General features: G+C 56.1%; 16 protein-coding genes, 1 tRNA gene and 1 pseudogene. 11 read left to right on the top strand and 7 right to left on the bottom strand.

Going from position 1 to position 19263, the window contains the following annotated elements; genetic code table 11:
* Nucleotides 1-54: 54 nt before the first annotated feature.
* Complete coding sequence (bcsQ, locus tag HBR93_RS05725) at nucleotides 55-906, bottom strand: cellulose biosynthesis protein BcsQ (RefSeq protein ID WP_169959953.1); 852 nt, start codon at nucleotides 904-906, stop codon at nucleotides 55-57.
* 190 nt (nucleotides 907-1096) lie between these two features.
* Nucleotides 1097-1945 (bottom strand): SDR family oxidoreductase, encoded by an 849-nt coding sequence (locus tag HBR93_RS05730; RefSeq protein WP_169959954.1) that lies wholly within the window; start codon nucleotides 1943-1945, stop codon nucleotides 1097-1099.
* A 252-nt stretch (nucleotides 1946-2197) separates the two neighbouring features.
* Here HBR93_RS05730 and HBR93_RS05735 point away from each other — a divergent pair.
* The 5 genes and pseudogenes from HBR93_RS05735 to HBR93_RS05750 all read left to right on the top strand — a co-directional run bounded on the left by HBR93_RS05735 (nucleotide 2198) and on the right by HBR93_RS05750 (nucleotide 5754).
* Nucleotides 2198-2273 (top strand) — tRNA-Thr (locus HBR93_RS05735).
* Nucleotides 2274-2460: 187 nt separating this feature from the next.
* Nucleotides 2461-2766 (top strand): annotated as a pseudogene (locus HBR93_RS26880) (hypothetical protein).
* A 140-nt stretch (nucleotides 2767-2906) separates the two neighbouring features.
* The gene (locus HBR93_RS05740) at nucleotides 2907-3788 is read left to right on the top strand and encodes a sce7726 family protein (protein ID WP_346266846.1); all 882 of its coding nucleotides are present in this window, start codon (nucleotides 2907-2909) and stop codon (nucleotides 3786-3788) included.
* Nucleotides 3789-3793: 5 nt separating this feature from the next.
* Nucleotides 3794-4726, top strand: a complete 933-nt coding sequence (locus tag HBR93_RS05745) for a sce7725 family protein (RefSeq protein WP_169959955.1) — start codon at nucleotides 3794-3796, stop codon at nucleotides 4724-4726.
* 8 nt (nucleotides 4727-4734) lie between these two features.
* The gene (locus HBR93_RS05750) at nucleotides 4735-5754 is read left to right on the top strand and encodes an RES family NAD+ phosphorylase (protein ID WP_169959956.1); all 1020 of its coding nucleotides are present in this window, start codon (nucleotides 4735-4737) and stop codon (nucleotides 5752-5754) included.
* A 12-nt stretch (nucleotides 5755-5766) separates the two neighbouring features.
* Here the strand turns inward: HBR93_RS05750 and drt2 are convergent, their stop codons facing one another.
* Nucleotides 5767-7044 (bottom strand): antiviral reverse transcriptase Drt2, encoded by a 1278-nt coding sequence (drt2, locus tag HBR93_RS05755; protein WP_178111972.1) that lies wholly within the window; start codon nucleotides 7042-7044, stop codon nucleotides 5767-5769.
* 947 nt (nucleotides 7045-7991) lie between these two features.
* Here drt2 and HBR93_RS05760 point away from each other — a divergent pair.
* On the top strand, nucleotides 7992-8282 hold the full coding sequence (locus HBR93_RS05760; RefSeq protein ID WP_057958022.1) for a DUF3077 domain-containing protein: 291 nt from the start codon (nucleotides 7992-7994) through the stop codon (nucleotides 8280-8282).
* A 43-nt stretch (nucleotides 8283-8325) separates the two neighbouring features.
* Here the strand turns inward: HBR93_RS05760 and HBR93_RS05765 are convergent, their stop codons facing one another.
* Nucleotides 8326-9123: a helix-turn-helix transcriptional regulator gene (locus HBR93_RS05765; protein ID WP_169959957.1), complete on the bottom strand. Its 798-nt coding sequence runs from the start codon at nucleotides 9121-9123 to the stop codon at nucleotides 8326-8328.
* A gap of 119 nt (nucleotides 9124-9242) precedes the next feature.
* On the opposite strand from HBR93_RS05765, the gene HBR93_RS05770 reads away from it, so the two are divergent.
* The 4 genes from HBR93_RS05770 (at nucleotide 9243) to HBR93_RS05785 (ending at nucleotide 13585) form a co-directional block, all read left to right on the top strand.
* A complete protein-coding gene (locus HBR93_RS05770; protein WP_169959958.1) occupies nucleotides 9243-10121 on the top strand; it encodes an EamA family transporter in 879 nt (292 codons plus the stop codon).
* A 136-nt stretch (nucleotides 10122-10257) separates the two neighbouring features.
* Nucleotides 10258-11604, top strand: coding sequence for a CHASE2 domain-containing protein (locus HBR93_RS05775; protein ID WP_169959959.1), 1347 nt, complete (start codon nucleotides 10258-10260; stop codon nucleotides 11602-11604).
* A gap of 37 nt (nucleotides 11605-11641) precedes the next feature.
* Nucleotides 11642-12007 (top strand): hypothetical protein, encoded by a 366-nt coding sequence (locus tag HBR93_RS05780; protein WP_057437096.1) that lies wholly within the window; start codon nucleotides 11642-11644, stop codon nucleotides 12005-12007.
* Nucleotides 12008-12019: 12 nt separating this feature from the next.
* Nucleotides 12020-13585 (top strand): M48 family metallopeptidase, encoded by a 1566-nt coding sequence (locus HBR93_RS05785; RefSeq protein WP_169959960.1) that lies wholly within the window; start codon nucleotides 12020-12022, stop codon nucleotides 13583-13585.
* Between the two features lie 75 nt (nucleotides 13586-13660).
* Here HBR93_RS05785 and HBR93_RS05790 read toward each other — a convergent pair whose 3' ends face one another.
* Nucleotides 13661-14977: an OprD family porin gene (locus HBR93_RS05790; protein WP_169959961.1), complete on the bottom strand. Its 1317-nt coding sequence runs from the start codon at nucleotides 14975-14977 to the stop codon at nucleotides 13661-13663.
* A gap of 460 nt (nucleotides 14978-15437) precedes the next feature.
* Between HBR93_RS05790 and HBR93_RS05795 the strand changes: the two genes are divergently transcribed.
* Nucleotides 15438-17510, top strand: a complete 2073-nt coding sequence (locus HBR93_RS05795; RefSeq protein WP_169959962.1) for a TonB-dependent siderophore receptor — start codon at nucleotides 15438-15440, stop codon at nucleotides 17508-17510.
* Nucleotides 17511-17695: 185 nt separating this feature from the next.
* Here the strand turns inward: HBR93_RS05795 and HBR93_RS05800 are convergent, their stop codons facing one another.
* Nucleotides 17696-17908 (bottom strand): hypothetical protein, encoded by a 213-nt coding sequence (locus HBR93_RS05800; protein WP_057437095.1) that lies wholly within the window; start codon nucleotides 17906-17908, stop codon nucleotides 17696-17698.
* A 243-nt stretch (nucleotides 17909-18151) separates the two neighbouring features.
* Nucleotides 18152-19258, bottom strand: coding sequence for an agmatine deiminase (aguA, locus tag HBR93_RS05805; RefSeq protein WP_057437092.1), 1107 nt, complete (start codon nucleotides 19256-19258; stop codon nucleotides 18152-18154).
* Nucleotides 19259-19263: the final 5 nt, after the last annotated feature.

Genomic DNA, 19263 nt, shown 5'->3' on the forward strand with positions numbered 1-19263 from the left:
GTGCGACCAACAAATTGTGCATAAGCATTTGCACCTAACCGTATAAGACGTGGTTCAGGCCGCGCCTGGAGGGCCATCCAGTAACTGGCACAGCCCATGGATATCGTCACAGGCCAGGCTCGCGGCCTCGTTATCCAGGGGGTCCTCGCCAAAGGCCAGCGCCTCGCTGATCTGCGGATCACGATGGATCACTTCCACGCCACCTTCCCCAAGACGCTGCCTGAACAGGTCCAGCATATCCAGGCTGAAGGCACTGCCTTCATCCAGCTGGTTGACCAACACCAGGCAACGTGGCGCCGACGGGCGCGCAAGATACGGCGCCAACAATCGCTGCATCTGCTCCAGCGTGCCCAGCGACGCCGCGTCTGCCAGGGCCAGCACCACCACGGTATCGGCGACGTGTAAGGCCTGGTGCAGGTAAACATTATTGCCGGCTGGGGTGTCGATGATGACCGTGTGTTGCTCACTCAAACCCAGGCGAGACAAGTGCTGCGCCAGCCACTCCGGGTCCTGCTTGAGCCAGCGCTGCAGGTCTTCCTGCTGCTGCATATCGGTCTCGCCGAAGACCACCACCTGGCAGCCGCAGAAACCGGGCTGGGCGAGCTGATCCCAAGGTTGATTACACAGGCTGGCACGACCGAGGCCCGGGGTGCCCTGGGGCAGGTCAAAGTGCAGGTACAAGGCGTTTTGCGGATCCAGCTCCAGCACCGTCACCGCCCGCCCGAGACGCTGCAAGCCGCTGCCCAGTGCCGTCGCCAGCGTGCTGCGGCCCACCCCACCATTGACCGAGGCCAACACCACCACCCGTGGGCGTTTTGCTGAAGCGTCGATTGGCTGGGGTTGCTCCGCAGGGGAAGGCGCGTCGTCGATGGGGGTGTCTTCGAAGAACTGCAATGTCGCCGTCATCGGGTGATCCTGACGGATAGCATGCGTTGCAAAACCTTCGTCGGCCTGGCTCACAGCCCCTCCTTGTCCCGGCACCGCTTGCAGAGCATGGGCGCACATGTTGTTCAGGCAGTCTGGGACAGGTCGGTGGAGGTGTCATTATTTTGGTGTTTTTTATCATGTTCATTTAGACGAGCGGTCGAAAGTCAATCTAGTGACTCTGCTTTATGCGCTCCCACTGCTGCGCAACGTGCTCGGCACTGGACGCACTCACTCGCGCCAGGTCGACGGGATACTCCACACCCTGATTCTCGACAAACCGCGTCGCGGTAAATTGACCATTACTGGCACGCAGTATGTAGCCCGTGTCCTGGCATTGCCCCGACGCCAGGAACACCACCCCCGGCGCCACCCATTCCGGCTTGAGATTGTCCGGTTCCCCCTCGATGCCCCACATGCGCGTCTTGGCCACCGGCGACACCGCATTGACCAGGATCCCGTCCTTCGCGCCTTCCATACTCAGGGCATTCATGATGCCCAGTTGCGCCATCTTGCCCGCCGCATAGGCCACCAGCCCGGGCTGGGCATATTGCTGGTACATCGCCCGATCAGACGACGTCAGCACCACCCGCGCGGCAGTGGATAGCTTGAGGTATTGCCAGGCATGGTTGCATAGCCAGATGGGCGCATAGACATTGATACCCAGCGCACGCCCGATAAACGCCGCGTCCGCCTCTTCAATGGATTGATAACCCACCCAGCCGGCGTTATGAATCAGGATATCCAACTGCCCAAACGCCGCGATGGCCGTCTCGACCAATTGCCGACAGGCTTGCTCGCTGGACAAGTCACCCTGATGAGCAACCGCGCTCAACCCCTGGGCCTCAAGGCGGCGTGCCGCGACCAGGGCGATGGCGTTGTCGCTTCCCGAACCGAGGTTATCGGCGCCGATATCACTGATCACCACATTGGCCCCGCGCTGGGCCAGTGCTTGTGCGTAGACAAACCCCAAGCCACGGCCTGCGCCGGTGATAACAGCGGTTTTTCCTGCGAAATTCATTGGCTTTTCCTCATTGAGTGCCACCTCAACTTAGCAATGAACAACGGCGTTGTTTAATACTGATCAAGGGGCGGTTTGATACCTTCTGCGTATCAAGCCCTACGCCCCCCAAGGCCTCGGCACCGGCACGCATCACCCCTTGCCAAAGCGCTGGAGCCTGCGACGGGCAGCGGAAAAACCACGTTCTGAAAAATAGTCAGAATTCAGGGGTTTACAGAACCTTTCCAATCGCTATAATCGTCGCCCTAACACGCCGGTATAGCTCAGTTGGTAGAGCAACTGACTTGTAATCAGTAGGTCCCGGGTTCGACTCCTGGTGCCGGCACCATACAAAACGAAGCCTCCACAGAAATGTGGGGGCTTTGTTGTTTCTGGGGTTTGGGGGTTTGAGCGTACCCGTGTTTTCCACTCTGCCGTGTACGTCCTCGTCGTCCTCACCTGGCTATTTACCACCCGACGTACTCACTGCCTGCATATTACGGGTGAAAATAAATCCGTCCCCTTTTCCGCCGAGCATGAGCAAGCCATTTGATATGGAGCTGTTCCTGACGAGTGTCTTAACCGGGTCGCATACCACGCGCCAGCGTCACCTTCGCCAAGCGAAAGCCATTCAAGCGGCGATTTCTAATCGCTGGCACCGAGATAATCCATGGACGTGGTAGCTCAAGCACTACAGATGGTTCCTCGATCAGGAAATGAAACATCTGGCGGCCATGACTCGCTACTACTATTACCTCACTTTACGACTGATTAGCTTTCGCCTAGGCAAGCCGTGGCTGATGAAAACATTGCTGAAAATCGCCGACGTCAGGGCCATATGATGATGAGACGAGGTTAAATAACGCAGTTTATGCGGTGGTGGGAGCCTCCGGTAACCATCTAAAAATTCCCGCATAGGAATTAATGATCTAGAATTGCGCACCGCCTGCGTTCCAAATGTTAGGCAAAGCTTGGAGGGATCGTGTCAACAAACGCATCGCAGCTCTCAGCGCTGTCGAGACTATTTTCATCTGGCGTTTTCCGAGAAATTGCGAAACGGGGCCAGTCGAGTCTGTTTGCTCGCCTGTTGGCTCAGGCAAAAATTTCTTGTGCTTCGGATCAGAGTGTCGGGGATGCGTTCGATGCTGCATTCGCTCTTCTTCGCCGCTCCGGAATGCGCGACGAGTATGTGTATCGCGCAGCCTTAACCCAAAATATTCTATTGGGTACGCATTCACTCAATACAGCATGCATGCTGACAGAGTTCAGGGCAGGCTCGTGCAAAGCAGATCTTGCGATATTAAACGGAACAGCTACCGTTTATGAAATAAAGTCTGAGAGAGACTCGCTTACTCGCTTAGCGAATCAAATCTCAAATTATCGGAAAGTTTTCGCAAAGGTATATGTAATTGTAGGGGACGGACATGTTAACGACGTACTGGAGAATACTCCCATTGATATCGGAGTAATGTGTCTAACTCGCCGACATCAAATCACTACGATTCGAAATGCCGCTGACCGCCCAGACAGAGTTTGTCCTGTTACGATTTTTGAATCCCTCCGTTCAAGCGAAGCTTGCGAAATCCTTAATGGACTCGGTGTCGCTACTCCCCAAGTCCCAAATACGATGCTTCATAGCGCTTTACGCGAATGCTTTGCTGGCTTAGCCCCTGAAGTGGTACACCAAGCGATGGTGGATACTTTAAAACGCACGCGCAGCTTGGCTCCACTCAGTGATTTTGTAGTAAACCTTCCCATTTCGCTTCAACCAGCAGCACTTTCGATCAAAATCCGCCCGGAAGATCAAAATCGTCTTATCACGGCTTTGCGCACGCCAATTTCAAGTGCCATGGACTGGACATAAACATAATGTATTACCCATATTTTCGTGGTAAGCAATTTGAGTTGATATCTGTTCGTGAGAAAGCTGAAATTTTCGCAAAATCTGGCTTTGTCCCTATTATCGAGCCTGTACGGGAAGCGCTCAATGGGCTCGATAAGTCCTTGAAAGCGGTTTGCGATGCTCATGGAAAAGTTGTCGTTATTGTCAATCCATATCATGGTGATCATCGTGAGAACGGAGCAGGAATAACAGAGTTACTCAAAACCTTCATAGGCAAGGACTCCGTTGGGGTAGGAATATTATTGCGCCAGGACATCGACGTGGCAGAGGCAATAGTCCACTGCAATCGACATCCCAACCATCAATTAACCTTCATCCATGCGGGATTTACCCACGGTAAAGAGCTTGCTACAGCACTTGGCGACAGACTCAAAGAAACGCGCAATGTATTTAACGAAACATATTGCCCAAAAACCTATCGAAAGCATTTTTTAGGAAGCGAACGTATTCTCCTCCGTGATGGGTTTAAACGCCGTCGCAACCGTGACTATCCCCCGGTAGAATTATTTAGCGATCTGAACGTGACCTTTGAAGAAGAAGGGATGAATGGATTTGGGGATTTCTCAATTGTCGGCGACGATTACTCAGAGTCAGGCGGCCCCGCCTACGCCGTAGCTATTCATTTAACATTCATCGACCCGGATCAAGATGATGCAATGTTTGTCTATCATTTCGTATCCGATAGCCAGGACACTCCTACCGATCCCGCGGGAAAATTCGCAGAAGCGTTGAAAAAACTAATAGAAAAACTAGACTCAGGCGAGTCGAATCTCTACGAAACATCTGCGATCCAAGAGTTGCGTGAACTATCGAAGAAAGGGCACTTTCCAGGTCTCGGATATTTGAAAAAGCTATCACTAAATCATCACATTGAGACACTCGCAAAATCTTTTAGTTGAGAATAGCTATGACCAAATGTTGTCCTGAGTGTTTCGGAGACCGAGGTTTAGGCAAAGATATTATTCCATTAATCTCTGATGGAAGAGGCGCTTGCGACTTCTGCAAATCTACAGACGTGGAACTAGTCCCCCCACGAATTCTTGCAGACTGGTTCCAACTTTTAATCAGCATTTATGAACCAGACCCAAATGGAAAGTCACTCGTAGAATGGTTAAAAGAAGATTGGCAACTATTCTCACATCCACATATGGATGTTGCACACTCAAAGGAACTTCTTGGAGAAATCCTAGATGACGGCGAAATAGTTAGAAGAAGTTTCTCACCGTCAGAAAGATACAAGAGTGAGGTCCTAGTTAGATGGGAGACCTTACGCGATGAATTAATGTATAAAAATCGTTATTTTTTGGATCAACCGCTCGATACCGACCGGCTGAAAGAACTTCTAAGCCACCTTCCTGCTGACGATCTTCCGAGCCTGTGGTATCGAGCGCGCATTCGTACCGGCGACGTTACCTATCCAATTGGAGATATGGGTCCGCCTCCGAAACGACTGTCCTCTCATGGGCGAGCAAATCCACCAGGGATCCCATACTTATATGTGGGCTCAAAGCCCGACACTGCAGTTGCGGAAGTACGTCCGCATACGGGTGAAATAGCCTGCGTTGCCGAGTTTAGAATCGAGCCGCCACTCAAGGCGGTAGATCTTCGGAACCCCCGAAAGCTTGTATCCCCATTTTTGCTGGGAGATGCTGGTGCAATCGGCCAATTACGTGCGGATATACCATTCCTCGAACGCTTGGGAGAGGAGCTTACTAGACCAGTCTTGCCACAAGGAGCAGCGATTGATTATGTCCCCAGCCAGTACCTTTGCGAGTTTATAAAAAAGAGTGGGTACGATGGGGTCGTTTATCGAAGTTCGGTTAGCGAGGGAATGAACCTAGCTCTATTTAACCCCGACAAAGCCGTGGGAGGTAATGTCGCGATTTATAAAATCAGCCGCGTATCAGTAGACGTACAACCAGCATGAATTTAACAAAACTTACTCCTGGGCAAGCGCAATCCTATTTTGCAAACGCGACCAATGTGACTTAAGCTGTTTCTTAATTGAATTCGATCCCATTATTGAGGCAGCCCTGTACCCATAAGCTATAAAATTCCGCCTCCCCAAGTAAGAGTATCGACTATAAAGTTTCTTGAGATACATAGATCGTGGCAATTGCCCACGCTCAATTCGCAACGCATTGCGTTTTTCCATTGTTTTCTGAGCTAGCCACACACCCTTCCTCTTACGCTCGTGATATCTCGCAAGCGACGCGGAGCGAAGATAAATTCGCTGCCCATCGAATATAAAACCAAGATACTGCAAGGGTTTATCCGCTCTAAGCCCATATTGTGCAATACGGAAAGTCCTAGTTTCTGTTTTTGAACTTTGAACCTCAAGCCTCATATTTGATATTTGGGAAGACACGAAATCCGTCACTCCACCCTCTGAACCAATAGGAACGATTACTAGGATATCGTCGCAATACCTGTAGTAGGTCCCACCGAGCCTAGATACATGATCATAGACGGCAGCATCGAATTCCATCATATAAATATTCGAAAGCATCGAACTGATAGGAGAACCTTGCGGTATACCTTTGATGTCGGTATTAACCTCAACAAACTTCTCAGCACGAACTACGCATCTAAACTCCGAGGGAGTACAAACACGAACTCTATTATTTCTAGGATTATTTTTTGATATTCCCAACCTTTCATACAATGCATCTCGATCAACGAACGAAAACTTCGTTAGTGATCTGAACACCTTGTAGTGGTCAGCAGGCAGACTCGCGCAGCCCAGCAGCTTACCCCAAGCCTGCTTGAGAGTATTGTGATTTAGATTATCAAAAAACCCTTTCACATCTAAAGCTATGGCACAACACTCGCCCTTAGAAGAGATATCGACAAATGCTTGATATGCGAAATCAATGTTGCTCTTACCTAAAGACCTGAACGCAAGTACTGAATTCCCCCATGAACAAGAGGCAAGCTCCGCTTCATAAAGATTATTTAATAATTGGCAATAATACGAATAAATATGGCTATCCATATGTGAAGCATAAGATATGGGCCTGACTTTTGGCTCCTTCGCCTCAACCTTTTTAAAGGTCTTATCGAAGAAAACTTTCTGCGAGCTTACTGCATATCTAATAAACGGATAAAAAGAATGAGCTGCTACTACTTCAGGTTCAGCAACCACGCGAGATGCCGCAATTTTACTAACTTGAGGATCGAAGTGAAGATAGCCGCGGGATTTAAACCATTCCTTCATTATCTTTATCCTTCCGTAGATATAGAGCCAACCGATCAGGCTTAGGATGGCGGCAATCCAAAACCACCTGATCGGATAAACCCATATGTTCCTCACATCTTCAATCAGTTTCCTGACTTGGCCGCTATTGCTAGGATTGACGTATCATGTCAGCGTCACACTTGGAGTACCTATGAATATAAGTATCCGTGGGCTGCTAGTCTCATTGCTCGTCACCGTCGGTTACGTAACCGTCGGTGCCGTCATGGGACTTGACAGCTTGTGATGCACCTTTGGATCTATACCCAAAGCCTCAAAATAGTAGCACATTGACACACGACACCAAGTAACAATATGTATCCTAATTTGATTATCCATCAGCTCATTACCTTAGGTAGGTTCAGAAAGCGAAGGTCTTGAGGTATTTTTAGAGATAGAAAAGTACGATACTTAATAACAATACTTAAAAATCAATAGGTTAAGAACCGATTCGACTCCTAGTGCCACCATACTAAACGAAGCCTCCACAAAAATGTGGAGGCTTTATTGTTTCTCGGAATTGGTCTCAGAACCGCCGATATTCCGGAGAACTGCTCCACCAGAAAAATCCCACACCCTGCAAGTTGCACCCCATACGCCGGCGCGCTAACCTCCCCAACGTCGCTGCTCATCAGTGACCGGGCGTGGAATCCCGAGTAAGAAGACGCTACAGCGTCGTCACGCAATCAGCGGGCGCTTTTTTTGTGCCTGTTTTTTGTGCTTTTTGGCGGCTGTACGTGGGAGGCCCCGTGCCTGCCGAGTCGCTTCTTCTCGGATTCCAACCTGCGTACAGCTGCCACCCTCACGCTTGGAATCGTGACTGGCAGCTCTTTTTGGTTGTACCAAAGGAGCAAGCTTATGCCGTACGAAAAGACCTCAAGACACACTGCACTCCCCGCTTATGGCCTTCCGTATTCCGGAGGCCAGCAATGAACACCTCCCCCCCAGCAACCACCCTCGGTGCCGTAACCTTCGCAGACTGTGGCGAAAGCAAACACGATATGAAGGTCTTCCGCGTCAATGCCGGCATTCCCGTCCAGGAAGCCCTTGAACACGCCTCCCACCTGCTCTACTACGCCAATGTTCTCTCGCTCGATGCCGCCATGGATGTAGACGGGGAAAAGTATGCGTTTTCTTCGCACTACCTGGGCGAGATGGGTAAAGCGATCCTCGACGATGTGCTCCTGGCCATGCAGCCCGAGGGGCCTGAGCCGCAGTAAGCCGTTCGCGCCCGATGCTGTGCGTCGGGCGCCTAAATGCTCATTAGGCCTGAGCCCAAGCAACCGAATCCTTCGCAAAATACCGACTAGGCACCTCCCCCAACACCCGCCTGAAAACACTCGTAAACGCACTCGAGCTGCTATACCCCAAATCAATCGCCACCCGGGTCACCGACTCCCCGTTCCCCAACCTGACCACCGCCGCCAACAGGCAGGCTTGCTGGCGCCATTCCACAAAGCTGATGCCCGTCTGCTGGCGAAACAAGCGGGTGAAGGTGCGGCGGCTCATGCCGAGGCGTTGGGTCATGTCGTCGATGCTGGTTTCCAGTGATGGCTGTTCCAGCAGGTGGCGGCAGATGGGGGCCAGCCGGGGGTCGTTGGGGAGTGGGGCGTTGAGTGACAGGGGGCGCATGTCGGCTATTTCGTCGAGCAGCAGGGTCATCAGGCGGCCGTGCAGATGGTCCTTTTCGTACAGCGCCGGTATGTCGATGGCGCGGGTCAGCAGTTCGCGCAGCAGCGTCGATACGCCGAATACCTGGCACTGCGCGGGCAGGTTCAGGCGGGTTGCGGCGTGGGGGCGGATGTAGGTGTTGAGCATGGTCACCGGGCCGCTCATGCTCATTTCGTGGGGCACGCCCGCCGGGACCCAGATGGCGCGGTGGGGTGGCACCACCCAGTTGCCCTGTTGGGTGAAGACGGTGATCACGCCGCAGGCGGCGTAGGCGAATTGCCCGCGGCGATGGGTATGCACCGCAAAGTGCTGGCCATCGGCATAGTCGTTGGCGGTGACCACGGCGTCGCGGGGGGTGTTTTCGTAGGGGTCGATGTCAGTTTTGCGCATGGCCCGAATTTAATGATTTATGACCTGATAGTGCAAGCGAGCCATTGCGCCTATTGCGCATAGTTGCGCCTTGGCTGGCGCACACAGGTGCCGGCGCTGCTTTGTGGAATCAGAACACCATGCAAAAGAAGCATCTGGCCCTGGCCGTGTTGGTGACGGCTGTCTGGGGGCTGAATTTTCCGATTACCAAGTTGGGGCTGGCGGGGGTTGATCCGCTGTTGCTGACTGCGCTGCGCTTTACGTTGGCGGCGTTGCCGTGGGTGTTTTTTGTGCGGCGCCCGGCCATTGCCATGAAGTGGTTGGTGGCCTACGGGCTGATTTTCGGGGTGGCAATGTGGGCCTTGATCAACCTGGGGATTGAATGGGGTGTACCGCCAGGCACGGCAGCCTTGTTGATCCAGTTCAGTGCGTTTTTTACCCTGGGTTGGGGGGTGTTGTTGTTTCGCGAGCAACTGAGCGTCGGGCAGATCCTCGGGGTGGGGTTGGCGGCTGTAGGACTGGTCGGTATTATCGCCAGCAGTCCGGGCGAGGCGACAACCCTGGGTTATGGCCTGTTGCTGGTAAGTGCGTTCAGTTGGAGTGTGGGCAACGTCATCATCAAGCACTCAAAAGTGCGCGAGATGTTTGCCTTTGTGGTGTGGGCCAGTCTGTTCCCGCCGCTGCCGTTGTTGCTGCTGACGTGGCTGGCCCATGGATCGGCGCCATTCACTGCGCTGGTCACCCATATGGAGTGGCTGACAGTGTTCTCACTGTTGTTCCAAGTGTACGCGGCTACGCACTTTTGTTACTGGGGCTGGAACCTGCTGCTGCGCGAGTACCCGGTCTCCAAAGTGGCGCCGTTGTCGTTGCTGATCCCGGTGTTTGGCGTCACCGGCTCCATGCTGTTGCTGGGGCATCAGGTCGATCTCAACGAGGGAATCTCGATTGCGCTGATTTTGTCGGCCTTGGCAGTAGGGCTAGTGAAATCGCGCCCAGCGAGGACGTCATCTGCCGCTTGATGCCAAGGGCGACGCGCGCAAGATGGCACTTAGCCATATTTCTAATTGACACCCCCCTCCCCGTCCTTTAAAACCCATGCATTCGCTGCGGGAACCCTGCCCCCAACAGCACCCGCCGTTTTTTATCGAGACATGGATGTCGAAGAACCCGCCGCTTTTTAATCGTCGTCGCTATTTGCTCGCGTTTTTTATCGTGTTGCTGGCGGTGCTCGACCCCTTCGGCCTGGCCAGTTCCAGTGACAAGGCATCCGCCCAGTGGCTCAACCGGATGTTCTCCAGCAATTACCCGAGCACCGGCCAGCAACATATCACCGTGGTGTTGATCGACGACGCCTACCTGATGCGCAACAACACCTCATGGCCGATGCCGTATAGCGAGCAGAGCAAGTTGTTCAAGCGCTTGCTGGCCTACAAGCCCAAGGCGGTGTTTGTGGATTTGCTGTACAGCCACGATCACTCCCTGGGCGACCCGACGCGGGGCAGCCAGTTGTTGGCGAATGTGTTCGAGCGCTATCAGCGCCGGGGCATTCCGTTGCTGCTGGCCAACACCGGGGTGACACGGGGCGAGAATGGGCAGGCCAATACCCTTGAGCAATTTGCCGCGTTCAGCCAGCCAGGGCTGGTGGTCTGGGACGGTGTGGACGACAAGTACCCCTTGGCGATGCCGACCGCGCTGGGGGTAATGGAAACCCCGGCCCTGGCGCTGTACCGCCAGTTCTGCAAGGGCCAGCCGTGTGCCGACCAACTGCCGCGGGATGCTGAAGCCGCTGCACAGCTACAGCCGATCGCCGTGCAGTGGGGCTTGAAGCTGGCGCCGCAGCAGGCGCAGATCGCGGATATCCGGCACTGCGCACCACCGCGCAACTTTGTGCTGGATGGGGTGGCGCAATTGTTCCAGGCGGTGTTCTGGAAACTCGACGACTCCGCCCAGGCCCGTTGCCCGTATAGCCTGACCCTGTCGGCCAGCGACCTGGAGGTCAGCTCGCCGGAAGACCAGGCGTTGGTGGCCGGGTTGCTGCGCGACCGACTGGTGATGGTCGGGGCCAGTATCACCTCCACCGGCGACCTGGTGCAGTCGCCCGTGCATGGGCTGATCCCCGGGGTGTACCTGCATGCCATGGCTTTGGACAACCTGATCGACAAGGGCATGGATTACGACCGCGAGCCGGCCAATTTCCCGAGGTTGAACCTGCACTGGGTAGACGTCCTGGAGCTTGGGCTGCTGGCGCTGATTATCGTGCTCAAGGCCCTGCATGCACGGCGCCTGGCCGGTTTGCAAACCTGGACTCGCTGGCGGGATCAAGAAACCCGCTTCTTCACCACACCCTACCCGTCGTGGGGGCTGGTGATGCTGGTACTGCTGGCGGTGTGCTGGGTGCTGTATCTGAACCACATCACCCTGGTCAACGTGCTGGGTATTGTTTTGCTGTCATTGGCGCTGTTCAGCGAGCGGATCGAAGCTTTCTTCGACCGTGGCCGCTGAGGGTGCCGCCATGTCGTCTCACTCAAGGAAACCAAGGATGAACAGAATCCTCATCGTGTTACTCGCCGCGCTCTACAGCCAGGGTGTACTGGCCGAAACCCACGTCATCAAGGAGTTCCTGGCCGACCCGGTGGAGGTGGTGGACGAGCAGGGCAAGCTGCAGCGGGAAATCGCCCGCAAAGACACCCCCAAGCAACCCGTTCAGGTGTTGAAACTCAACAAGGAACTGGAACTGGTCCAGGTGGAACTGGCTGGGCAGAAAGTCTGGCTGGATACCGGGGACCTGCGCATCGAGCCGCCCTTCCACGTCACCGAGCTGCCGTGCCAGCTCATGCCCCAAAGCCTGGCCAAGGACAGTAACAACAAGTCCACCCTCGGCTACGGTGCCGGCTGCAATCAATAAGGGAGTATCGCGGTGAAGGGATATCTATTGCTGGCCAGTGCATTGCTCAGCGGCTGCGCCACCTTGAAGGGGGCAGACCAGGCGTTTATGAACCTGGTGGGGCCATCGACGCAGTCGCGCGTCGAAGGCCACTATGTGGATAACGCCGACGTGCGCCAGTACTACAAGCTCGACCCGCAGCGCGCGGGCCAGCAGCGCTTGAGCTACGACGGCCGCACCGTACCTGCCGCCGAGGCGCGCCAGCAGAACCTGGTGGATATCCCGATGCTGCAGGTGTACTTGCAGGGCATCGTCACGCGCCTGTCCAAGGGCTGGCCGGGGCAGTTGCCGCTGTTGCAGGTGAAGATCACCGACAGCTACACCTTCGGGCCGTCGGCGGACCCGTACGGCAATATCTTCGTGCCCCTGGGCATGCTGGAGAACGTCGGCAGCGAAGATGAAATCGCCGCCATGCTCGGCCACGAAATGAGCCATGTGCTGTTGCATCACCATGACCGCGCCGCTGCCTTCCAGCAGCAGAAGGATATGTTCACCACCGTGGCGTCCACAGTGGCCCTGGCAACCGTGGCGGCCAACACCGGGGTGGACCGCAGTTCAGGCACCATGAAACTGTTCAGCAAGGACCCGGCCGGCACGCAAAAAACCATCGGCAATACTGTGCTGTATACCTCGCTGGCCAACAGTTTTTCCGACAACGTGTGGAGCACTGCGTGGGGCCGCAGCCAGGAAGACCAGGCCGATCTGCTCGGCACCGACCTGATGATCCGGGCCGGCTACGCGCCCCGTGCGGCCACCCACAGCCTGGAGCGCCTGAATGATTTCCAGGGCAAGCAGAAACCATTGCTGACGGGTTTTCTCACCGCCCGCAAGGATGCGATGCAAGACTCATTGCAGCAGTTCAACCTCGACCGCTTTACCAAGGAGCTGGACGTGCTGGTCAAGGACGGCCTGACCAATACCATCACCGCCACCACCGATTACTTCAACCGCTCCCACATGTCCGCCATCGACCGTGACACCGAGCTGCGCCAGTACCTGCAACGCGAGTACCGCAAGGAGCGCCGCGCCCGGGTCAACACCACGAACTGGCCGAAGGTGCGTGACGCCGCCCCTGTGGCCAAGGCCATGCAGGGTTACAAGGACGCCTACGCCGCCACCGCCGCCCTGGCAAAAAACAAGGTGCCCGAGGCCGATGCGTTTATCCGGCGCGCCTTGAGTTCACCGGTCAAGGACCAGCCGAACATCCGCCGCACCGCCTACGCCGTGCGCCTGGCCCAGGGCAAAAACGCTGAGGCGCTCCAGCAATTGCAGGCGATCAGGGACTGGTCCCTGGCCGGGCCTTCGACCTATGATTTGATGATCAGCTACTACCTCAAGCGCGGCGATGGCAAGGCCGCGCTGGCCATGATCGACACAGCCGAGCGCCACCTGGGTTCGGAAGAGTTGTTTATCACCGAGAAGCTGCTGGCCAATCAGCAACTGCAGAACACCCAACAGGTGCAAAGCGTACTGCGCAAATGCGGGCAGTACCCGACACGCAAGGCCAACTGCCAGAAGTTGGCGCAGGTCAAGGCGTAGGGTTTCAGGCAGCCATAAAAAAACCCCGACACGTCGGGGTTTTTTATTGCCTGGTATCAGGCACGACGCACGATCTTAGAACACGTTGATCGGGTAGTCGGCGAACAGACGGATTTCGTTACCACCAACGTTGTATTCGCTGGCGTTGTTGGAAACGCGCAACCAGGATGCACGAGCGCGCAGGCTCAGGTCCTTGGCTGGACCAGCTTGTACGACGTACTTGAACTGGTTGAAGATTTCACGCTCGGAACCATCGCCACGGTTGGTACCGTCGTCAATGTTGGTGCCACGCACGTAAGCGACGTTATAGGTCAGGCCCGGTACGCCGAAGGCGCTGAAGTCCAGACCGTAACCAACCTGCCAGGAACGCTCGTCTTTAGCGTTGAAGTCAGACCAGTAGGAGTTGGCCAACAGGATGGTGTTGCCGCCGTCGCCGATACCGCCAGCGTTGCGGTAGCCACCGTACAGATAGCCAGTGTCACCGGTGCTGCGCTGGTGAGCGACAGTGAAGCTATGCGCGCCAACGGCCCACGTAGCGCCCAGGCTCCAGATCTTGTTGTCGCGGGCGTCTTCGTTCTTCTGGTTTTCCAGAGCGAAGCTCTTGTCCAGCTTGGTTTTGTAGCCGTTGAAGTCAAAAGTCAGCGACTGCTCTTGTGGCAAGGCCAGCACGTAGTTGACGTTGATGTATTGCTTCTTCAGCACGTCTTGCATGTCGGAAGCGTACAGCGCGGCCGAAAGGCTTTCGGTGAATTTGTAGCTACCACCGATGTAGTCGATGCTCTTCAGGCCGCCGCTGTCGGTGCCTTCCATGCTCTTGCGAGCTTCCTTGGTGAAGTGACCAGCATCAAGTTGCAGGCCAGCGATCTCTTTGGAAACAATCGAAGTACCGGTGTAGGTTTCCGACAACAGACGCGAGTTGTCGTACTGCAATACAGGTACGGCCGGGAACTGATCACCGTACTTGAGCACAGTGTTGGACACACGGAACTTAACGGCAGCGCCACCTTTGGCCAGGTCGTGTGGTGCCGGACCAGGGTTTGGCTTGCCGTTGGCATCAACAGTGCCGTTGCCTTGCTTGAAGAAGTCGATACCGCCAGCACCAGCGCGGCCTTGGCCACCATCCAGGCGAATAGCGTATTGGCCGATCACGTCCACACCCACACCGACGGTGCCTTGGGTGAAGCCGGACTCAAACTTACCGATAAAGCCTTGGCCCCATTCAGCTTTGTCTTGCTTGCGGTTTTTGTAATCGCGGCTGATATACGCATTACGCGCCGCGATGTTCAGGTGGCTGTCTTCCACGAAGCCTTTGGATTGCTCCTGGTCGTTTGCCATTGCCTGAGTAGCGCTCAAAATCCCCAGAGCAATCAGACCCATCCGTTTATTCAACATTTTCTTATTCCTTATTACTGGTTGAGTACGCGCTGTGACACCTGGCTCCATTTGGCTTTTTTGGTATCAATTTTCCCCGGATAAAAAAAGGCCCGCGGACGACCGAAATTGCCGCGGGCCTTTTTTTATAGGGAAGTCATGGCGGTTAGCCACAGGCGTTGAGGCGAATCCTATCCGCGCCCTCAGCCGCATGTCAATTTAGTGAATCGTCTGTATTTAGGCAAAAAAAGTCTAAGCGATATTATTTAGCCATTATTTACGCGATATATACGCTCGGCCAATTCATCGCCTGAATAAGCCGCTGGTGGGTAACGCATTTTCCCCTGCGGCGTAAAATTCCATAAAAAACACATCTTGAAACATTTGTTTTCGCGGAAGGTCGAGGAATGATTAACGCGCGCAAATAGCAAGCATTATCATTCGCGCGTTTTCTTCTTCCTTCTTACGGATGCGCCCCTCGATGCCTGCCTCTCGCCTGACGCCCATAACCCTTGGGCTTTCCGCACTGCTGTGCGCCGGATTTGCCTGCGCCGCGACCACACTGCCCGCCACCTCCATCAGCGCCGAAGCTGACGAGGACGACCCGCGCGTCAAAGACACCAACACCGCCACGCGCACAAGCACGCCGGTGCGCTACGTGCCCCAGGCGATCGACTCGGTAAAGACCGAGAACCTGCGCGCCTACGGCACCAACGACCTGGGCCAGGCCCTGAGTGGCATCCCCAACGTCAGCAGCGGCGCCGACACGCGCTTTGACAGTTTGCGCATCCGTGGCTTCGAAGCCAGCAACGACTTCTACCTCGATGGCATTCGCGACGACAGCCAGTACGTGCGCGACCTGCACAACATCGAACGCATCGACGTGCTCAAGGGCCCCGCCGCCGTGTTGTACGGCCGTGGTGGCCAGGGCGGGATCGTCAACCGCGTCAGCAAAATGCCCCAGGCCGGGCGGGCCTCCAGCCTCGAGGCCCAGGGCGGCACGAACGGGCTGCGCAGTCTGTACACCGACTTGAGCGCTGACCCGACCGAGAACATCAGCCTGCGCCTGAACATGGGCAACGAGGACACCGACAGCTTCCGCGACGGCATCAGCGGCAACCGCAAACTGTTCGCGCCGTCGATAAGCTGGCAACTGACCCCGCAACTGAACTGGCTGGTGCAATACGAATACAGCCGCTACGACCGCACCCCGGACCGTGGCATCCCCGGCGTGCGCGGGCGCCCGGCCGATGTGAGCCGCGACACCACCTACGGCGACCCACGGGACTATATCGACGACACCACCCAGTCCCTGCGCTCCAAGCTCGCCTATGAACTCAACGACAGCTGGCAACTGCGCCACACCCTGGGCGTATTCAAGCTCGACAGTGACTTCGACAACACCTACCTGAACGGCTACGCCCCCAAGACCAACACCGTCGCGCGCCAGCGCTGGCAGCAAGACCTGACGACGCGCAACGTATTCAATAACGTCGAACTCGAAGGTGGCTTCAATACCTTTGGCCTGGAACACCGCCTGCTGACCGGCGTGGAGCTGGGCAGCCAGCGCCGTGATCCGAAGTTGTACAGCGCGGTAACGGCCACAGTGCCCGGCCTCGATCTGAACCACCCCAACCGCCACCTGAGCCATACCGGGCCGATGACGATCTCGAGCAACAACCACACCGAGGTCGAAAGCCAAGGCCTGTATGTGCAGGACCAACTGCGCCTGAACGATCAGTGGCAGTTGCTCGCGGGTTTGCGCTACGACCGTTTTGAAGTGGACACCACCAATAAAATCATCAACCTGCGCAAAAAGGTCGACAGCCACAACACCAGCCCACGGCTGGGCGTGGTGTGGACGCCGGTGGAGAACCATTCGTTCTACGCGTCATGGAGCAAGACGTTTTCCCCCACCGGCGGCGGCCTGATCGGCATCACCCCGAATGCGACGGACAATACCAATGACCTGAGCCCCGAGCTGACCAAGCAAAAGGAAATCGGGGTCAAGAGCGACTGGCTCGACGACCGCTTGAGCACCACCCTCGCCGTGTATGAACTGGAGCTCTACAACCGCCGCACCCGCGACCCGGAGAAGCCACTGATCACCCTGCTCAGCGGAATCCAGCGTTCCCGTGGTATCGAGCTGACCACCACCGGCAAAATCGTCGGCAACTGGTATGTACGCGGCGGCATCGGCGTGCAGGATGCCAAGGTGGTGAAAGACAACAATGGCTTTGAAGGCAAACGCATCAGCGACGTGGCCAAGCGCAACGCCAGCCTGTTCGTTACCTGGAAACCGGAAATGGGCTGGTACGCCGAAACCGGTCTGACCCTGGTGAGTGATCGTTATGCCGATAACGCCAACACCGTGGTGCTGCCGGGCTATGGCCGCTGGGACGCCCTGGCCGGGTTCCGGCACAAGGACTGGGATGTGAAGGCGGCGCTCAATAACATCAGCGACAAGACGTACTACGCGTCGGCGACCAGCGCCAACCAGATCCAGTTTGGTGAGCCGCGCAGCCTGGTGGTAACGGGGACGTACAACTTCTAAGCCACATGCGGCTCATGTAGGAGCGGGTTGTCGGATCGCCGCATCGCCGCGAAGACGTCGGCCCAGCCAACATTAATGTTGACTGACCCACTGCTTTCGCGAGCAAGCCCGCTCCCACAGGGGATCTGCGCTTAACTGACTGGCATTAGGGCAAGCCCGCTCCCACACTTGCAGATCAGTGTCAGTCAGTTGCGGATCAATTCGCACAGCACCTGCACTTCATCCTCACTGAACAACCCCAGCGGGTAGCGCTCACTCATCACCCTGCGTGGATCAGCCTGCCGGATCCGGCGCGAGCCGTTTGCCTTCAACCAAAGTGCCAGCGTGTGAATCGCGTCACCTCGCACGACCGAAGGATGGGGCGCGCGTGTATAGACCAGGTTGATATCGGCGTTCATTTCAGCGCTCTCTCCTACTGCTTGAGCGGCTAACTTACTCAAGGTTTATGACAGAACTGTGCAGTCACAAACCCCGATCACTGTCACAACGCCGATACAAGAGCTATGCCAATAAGCCCGATTTACGGGCTTGCACACACAAAAAAGCCCACGGCCCCAATGGGCCGTGGGCTTGCTGTTATTGCCCAGTGCAGTGGCTGGCGATCAGCCGTCGTACGGCGAAATCGCCTGTTACAAGTGCACTCAGTTTTTGTGCGGCGCGGGCTGTTGTTGGGTCAGACAGTGGATATTGCCGCCCCCCAGTAACAGTTCACGACCTGGCACCATCACCACTTCATGTTGCGGGAACAGGCCCTGAAGGATTTCCTCGGCGCGGCTGTCCAGCGGGTCGTCAAAACTCGGCGCGATAATGCCGCCGTTGACGATCAGAAAGTTGACGTACGAACCGGCCAAACGCACGGTCGGATTACGCTCCTGGGAACCGTCCACCGGATCGACACCGGCGCACTCTTCCTCAGTGGCGTACAACGGCCCCGGGATCGGCATTTTATGTACGATAAACGCGCGGCCCTTGGCGTCTGTGCTGTTTTGCAGCACGTCCATGGCGGCATGGCAGCGCGCATAGTTCGGGTCTTGCGGGTCGTCGGTCCAGGCCAGCAATACTTCGCCCGGGCGCACGTAGCAGCAGAAGTTATCCACATGGCCGTCGGTTTCGTCGTTGAACAGACCGTCGGGCAGCCAGATGATCTTATCCACAGCCAGGTTGGCGCTCAGGACCGCTTCGATCTCTTCGCGGCCCAGGTGCGGGTTGCGATTACGATTAAGCAGGCATTCCTCGGTGGTGATCAGCGTGCCTTCACCATCAACGTGGATCGAGCCGCCCTCCAGCACAAAACCTTCGGTGCGATAACGCGGGCTGCGCTCGATCTCAAGGATCTTGCCGCCCACCTGGGAATCGCGGTTCCACGGCGCATACAAGCCACCGTCAAACCCGCCCCAGGCGTTGAAATCCCAGTTCACGCCACGCACTTCGCCCTGGTCATTGATCACGAAGGTCGGCCCGCTGTCGCGTACCCACGCATCGTCGCTGGACATCTCCACCACTCGGATATTCGGCACATCCAGGCGCGCCCGGGCGTTTTCGTACTGGCCGGCGGAGACCGCAACCGTCACCGGTTCAAAACGCGCAATGGCCTTGGCCACTGCCGCATGGGCCGCCTGCGCCGGCTTGCCGCCCAGGCGCCAGTTGTCGGGGCGCTCGGGCCAGATCATCCAGGCCTGGGTCTGGGGCGCCCACTCGGCTGGCATATAAAAGCCGTCAGCGCGAGGCGTGCTGTGCAAAGTGGTCATGGCGA

The organism is Pseudomonas sp. WS 5411, from assembly GCF_012985595.1.
GTDB classification, from domain to species: Bacteria; Pseudomonadota; Gammaproteobacteria; order Pseudomonadales; family Pseudomonadaceae; genus Aquipseudomonas; species Aquipseudomonas shahriarae.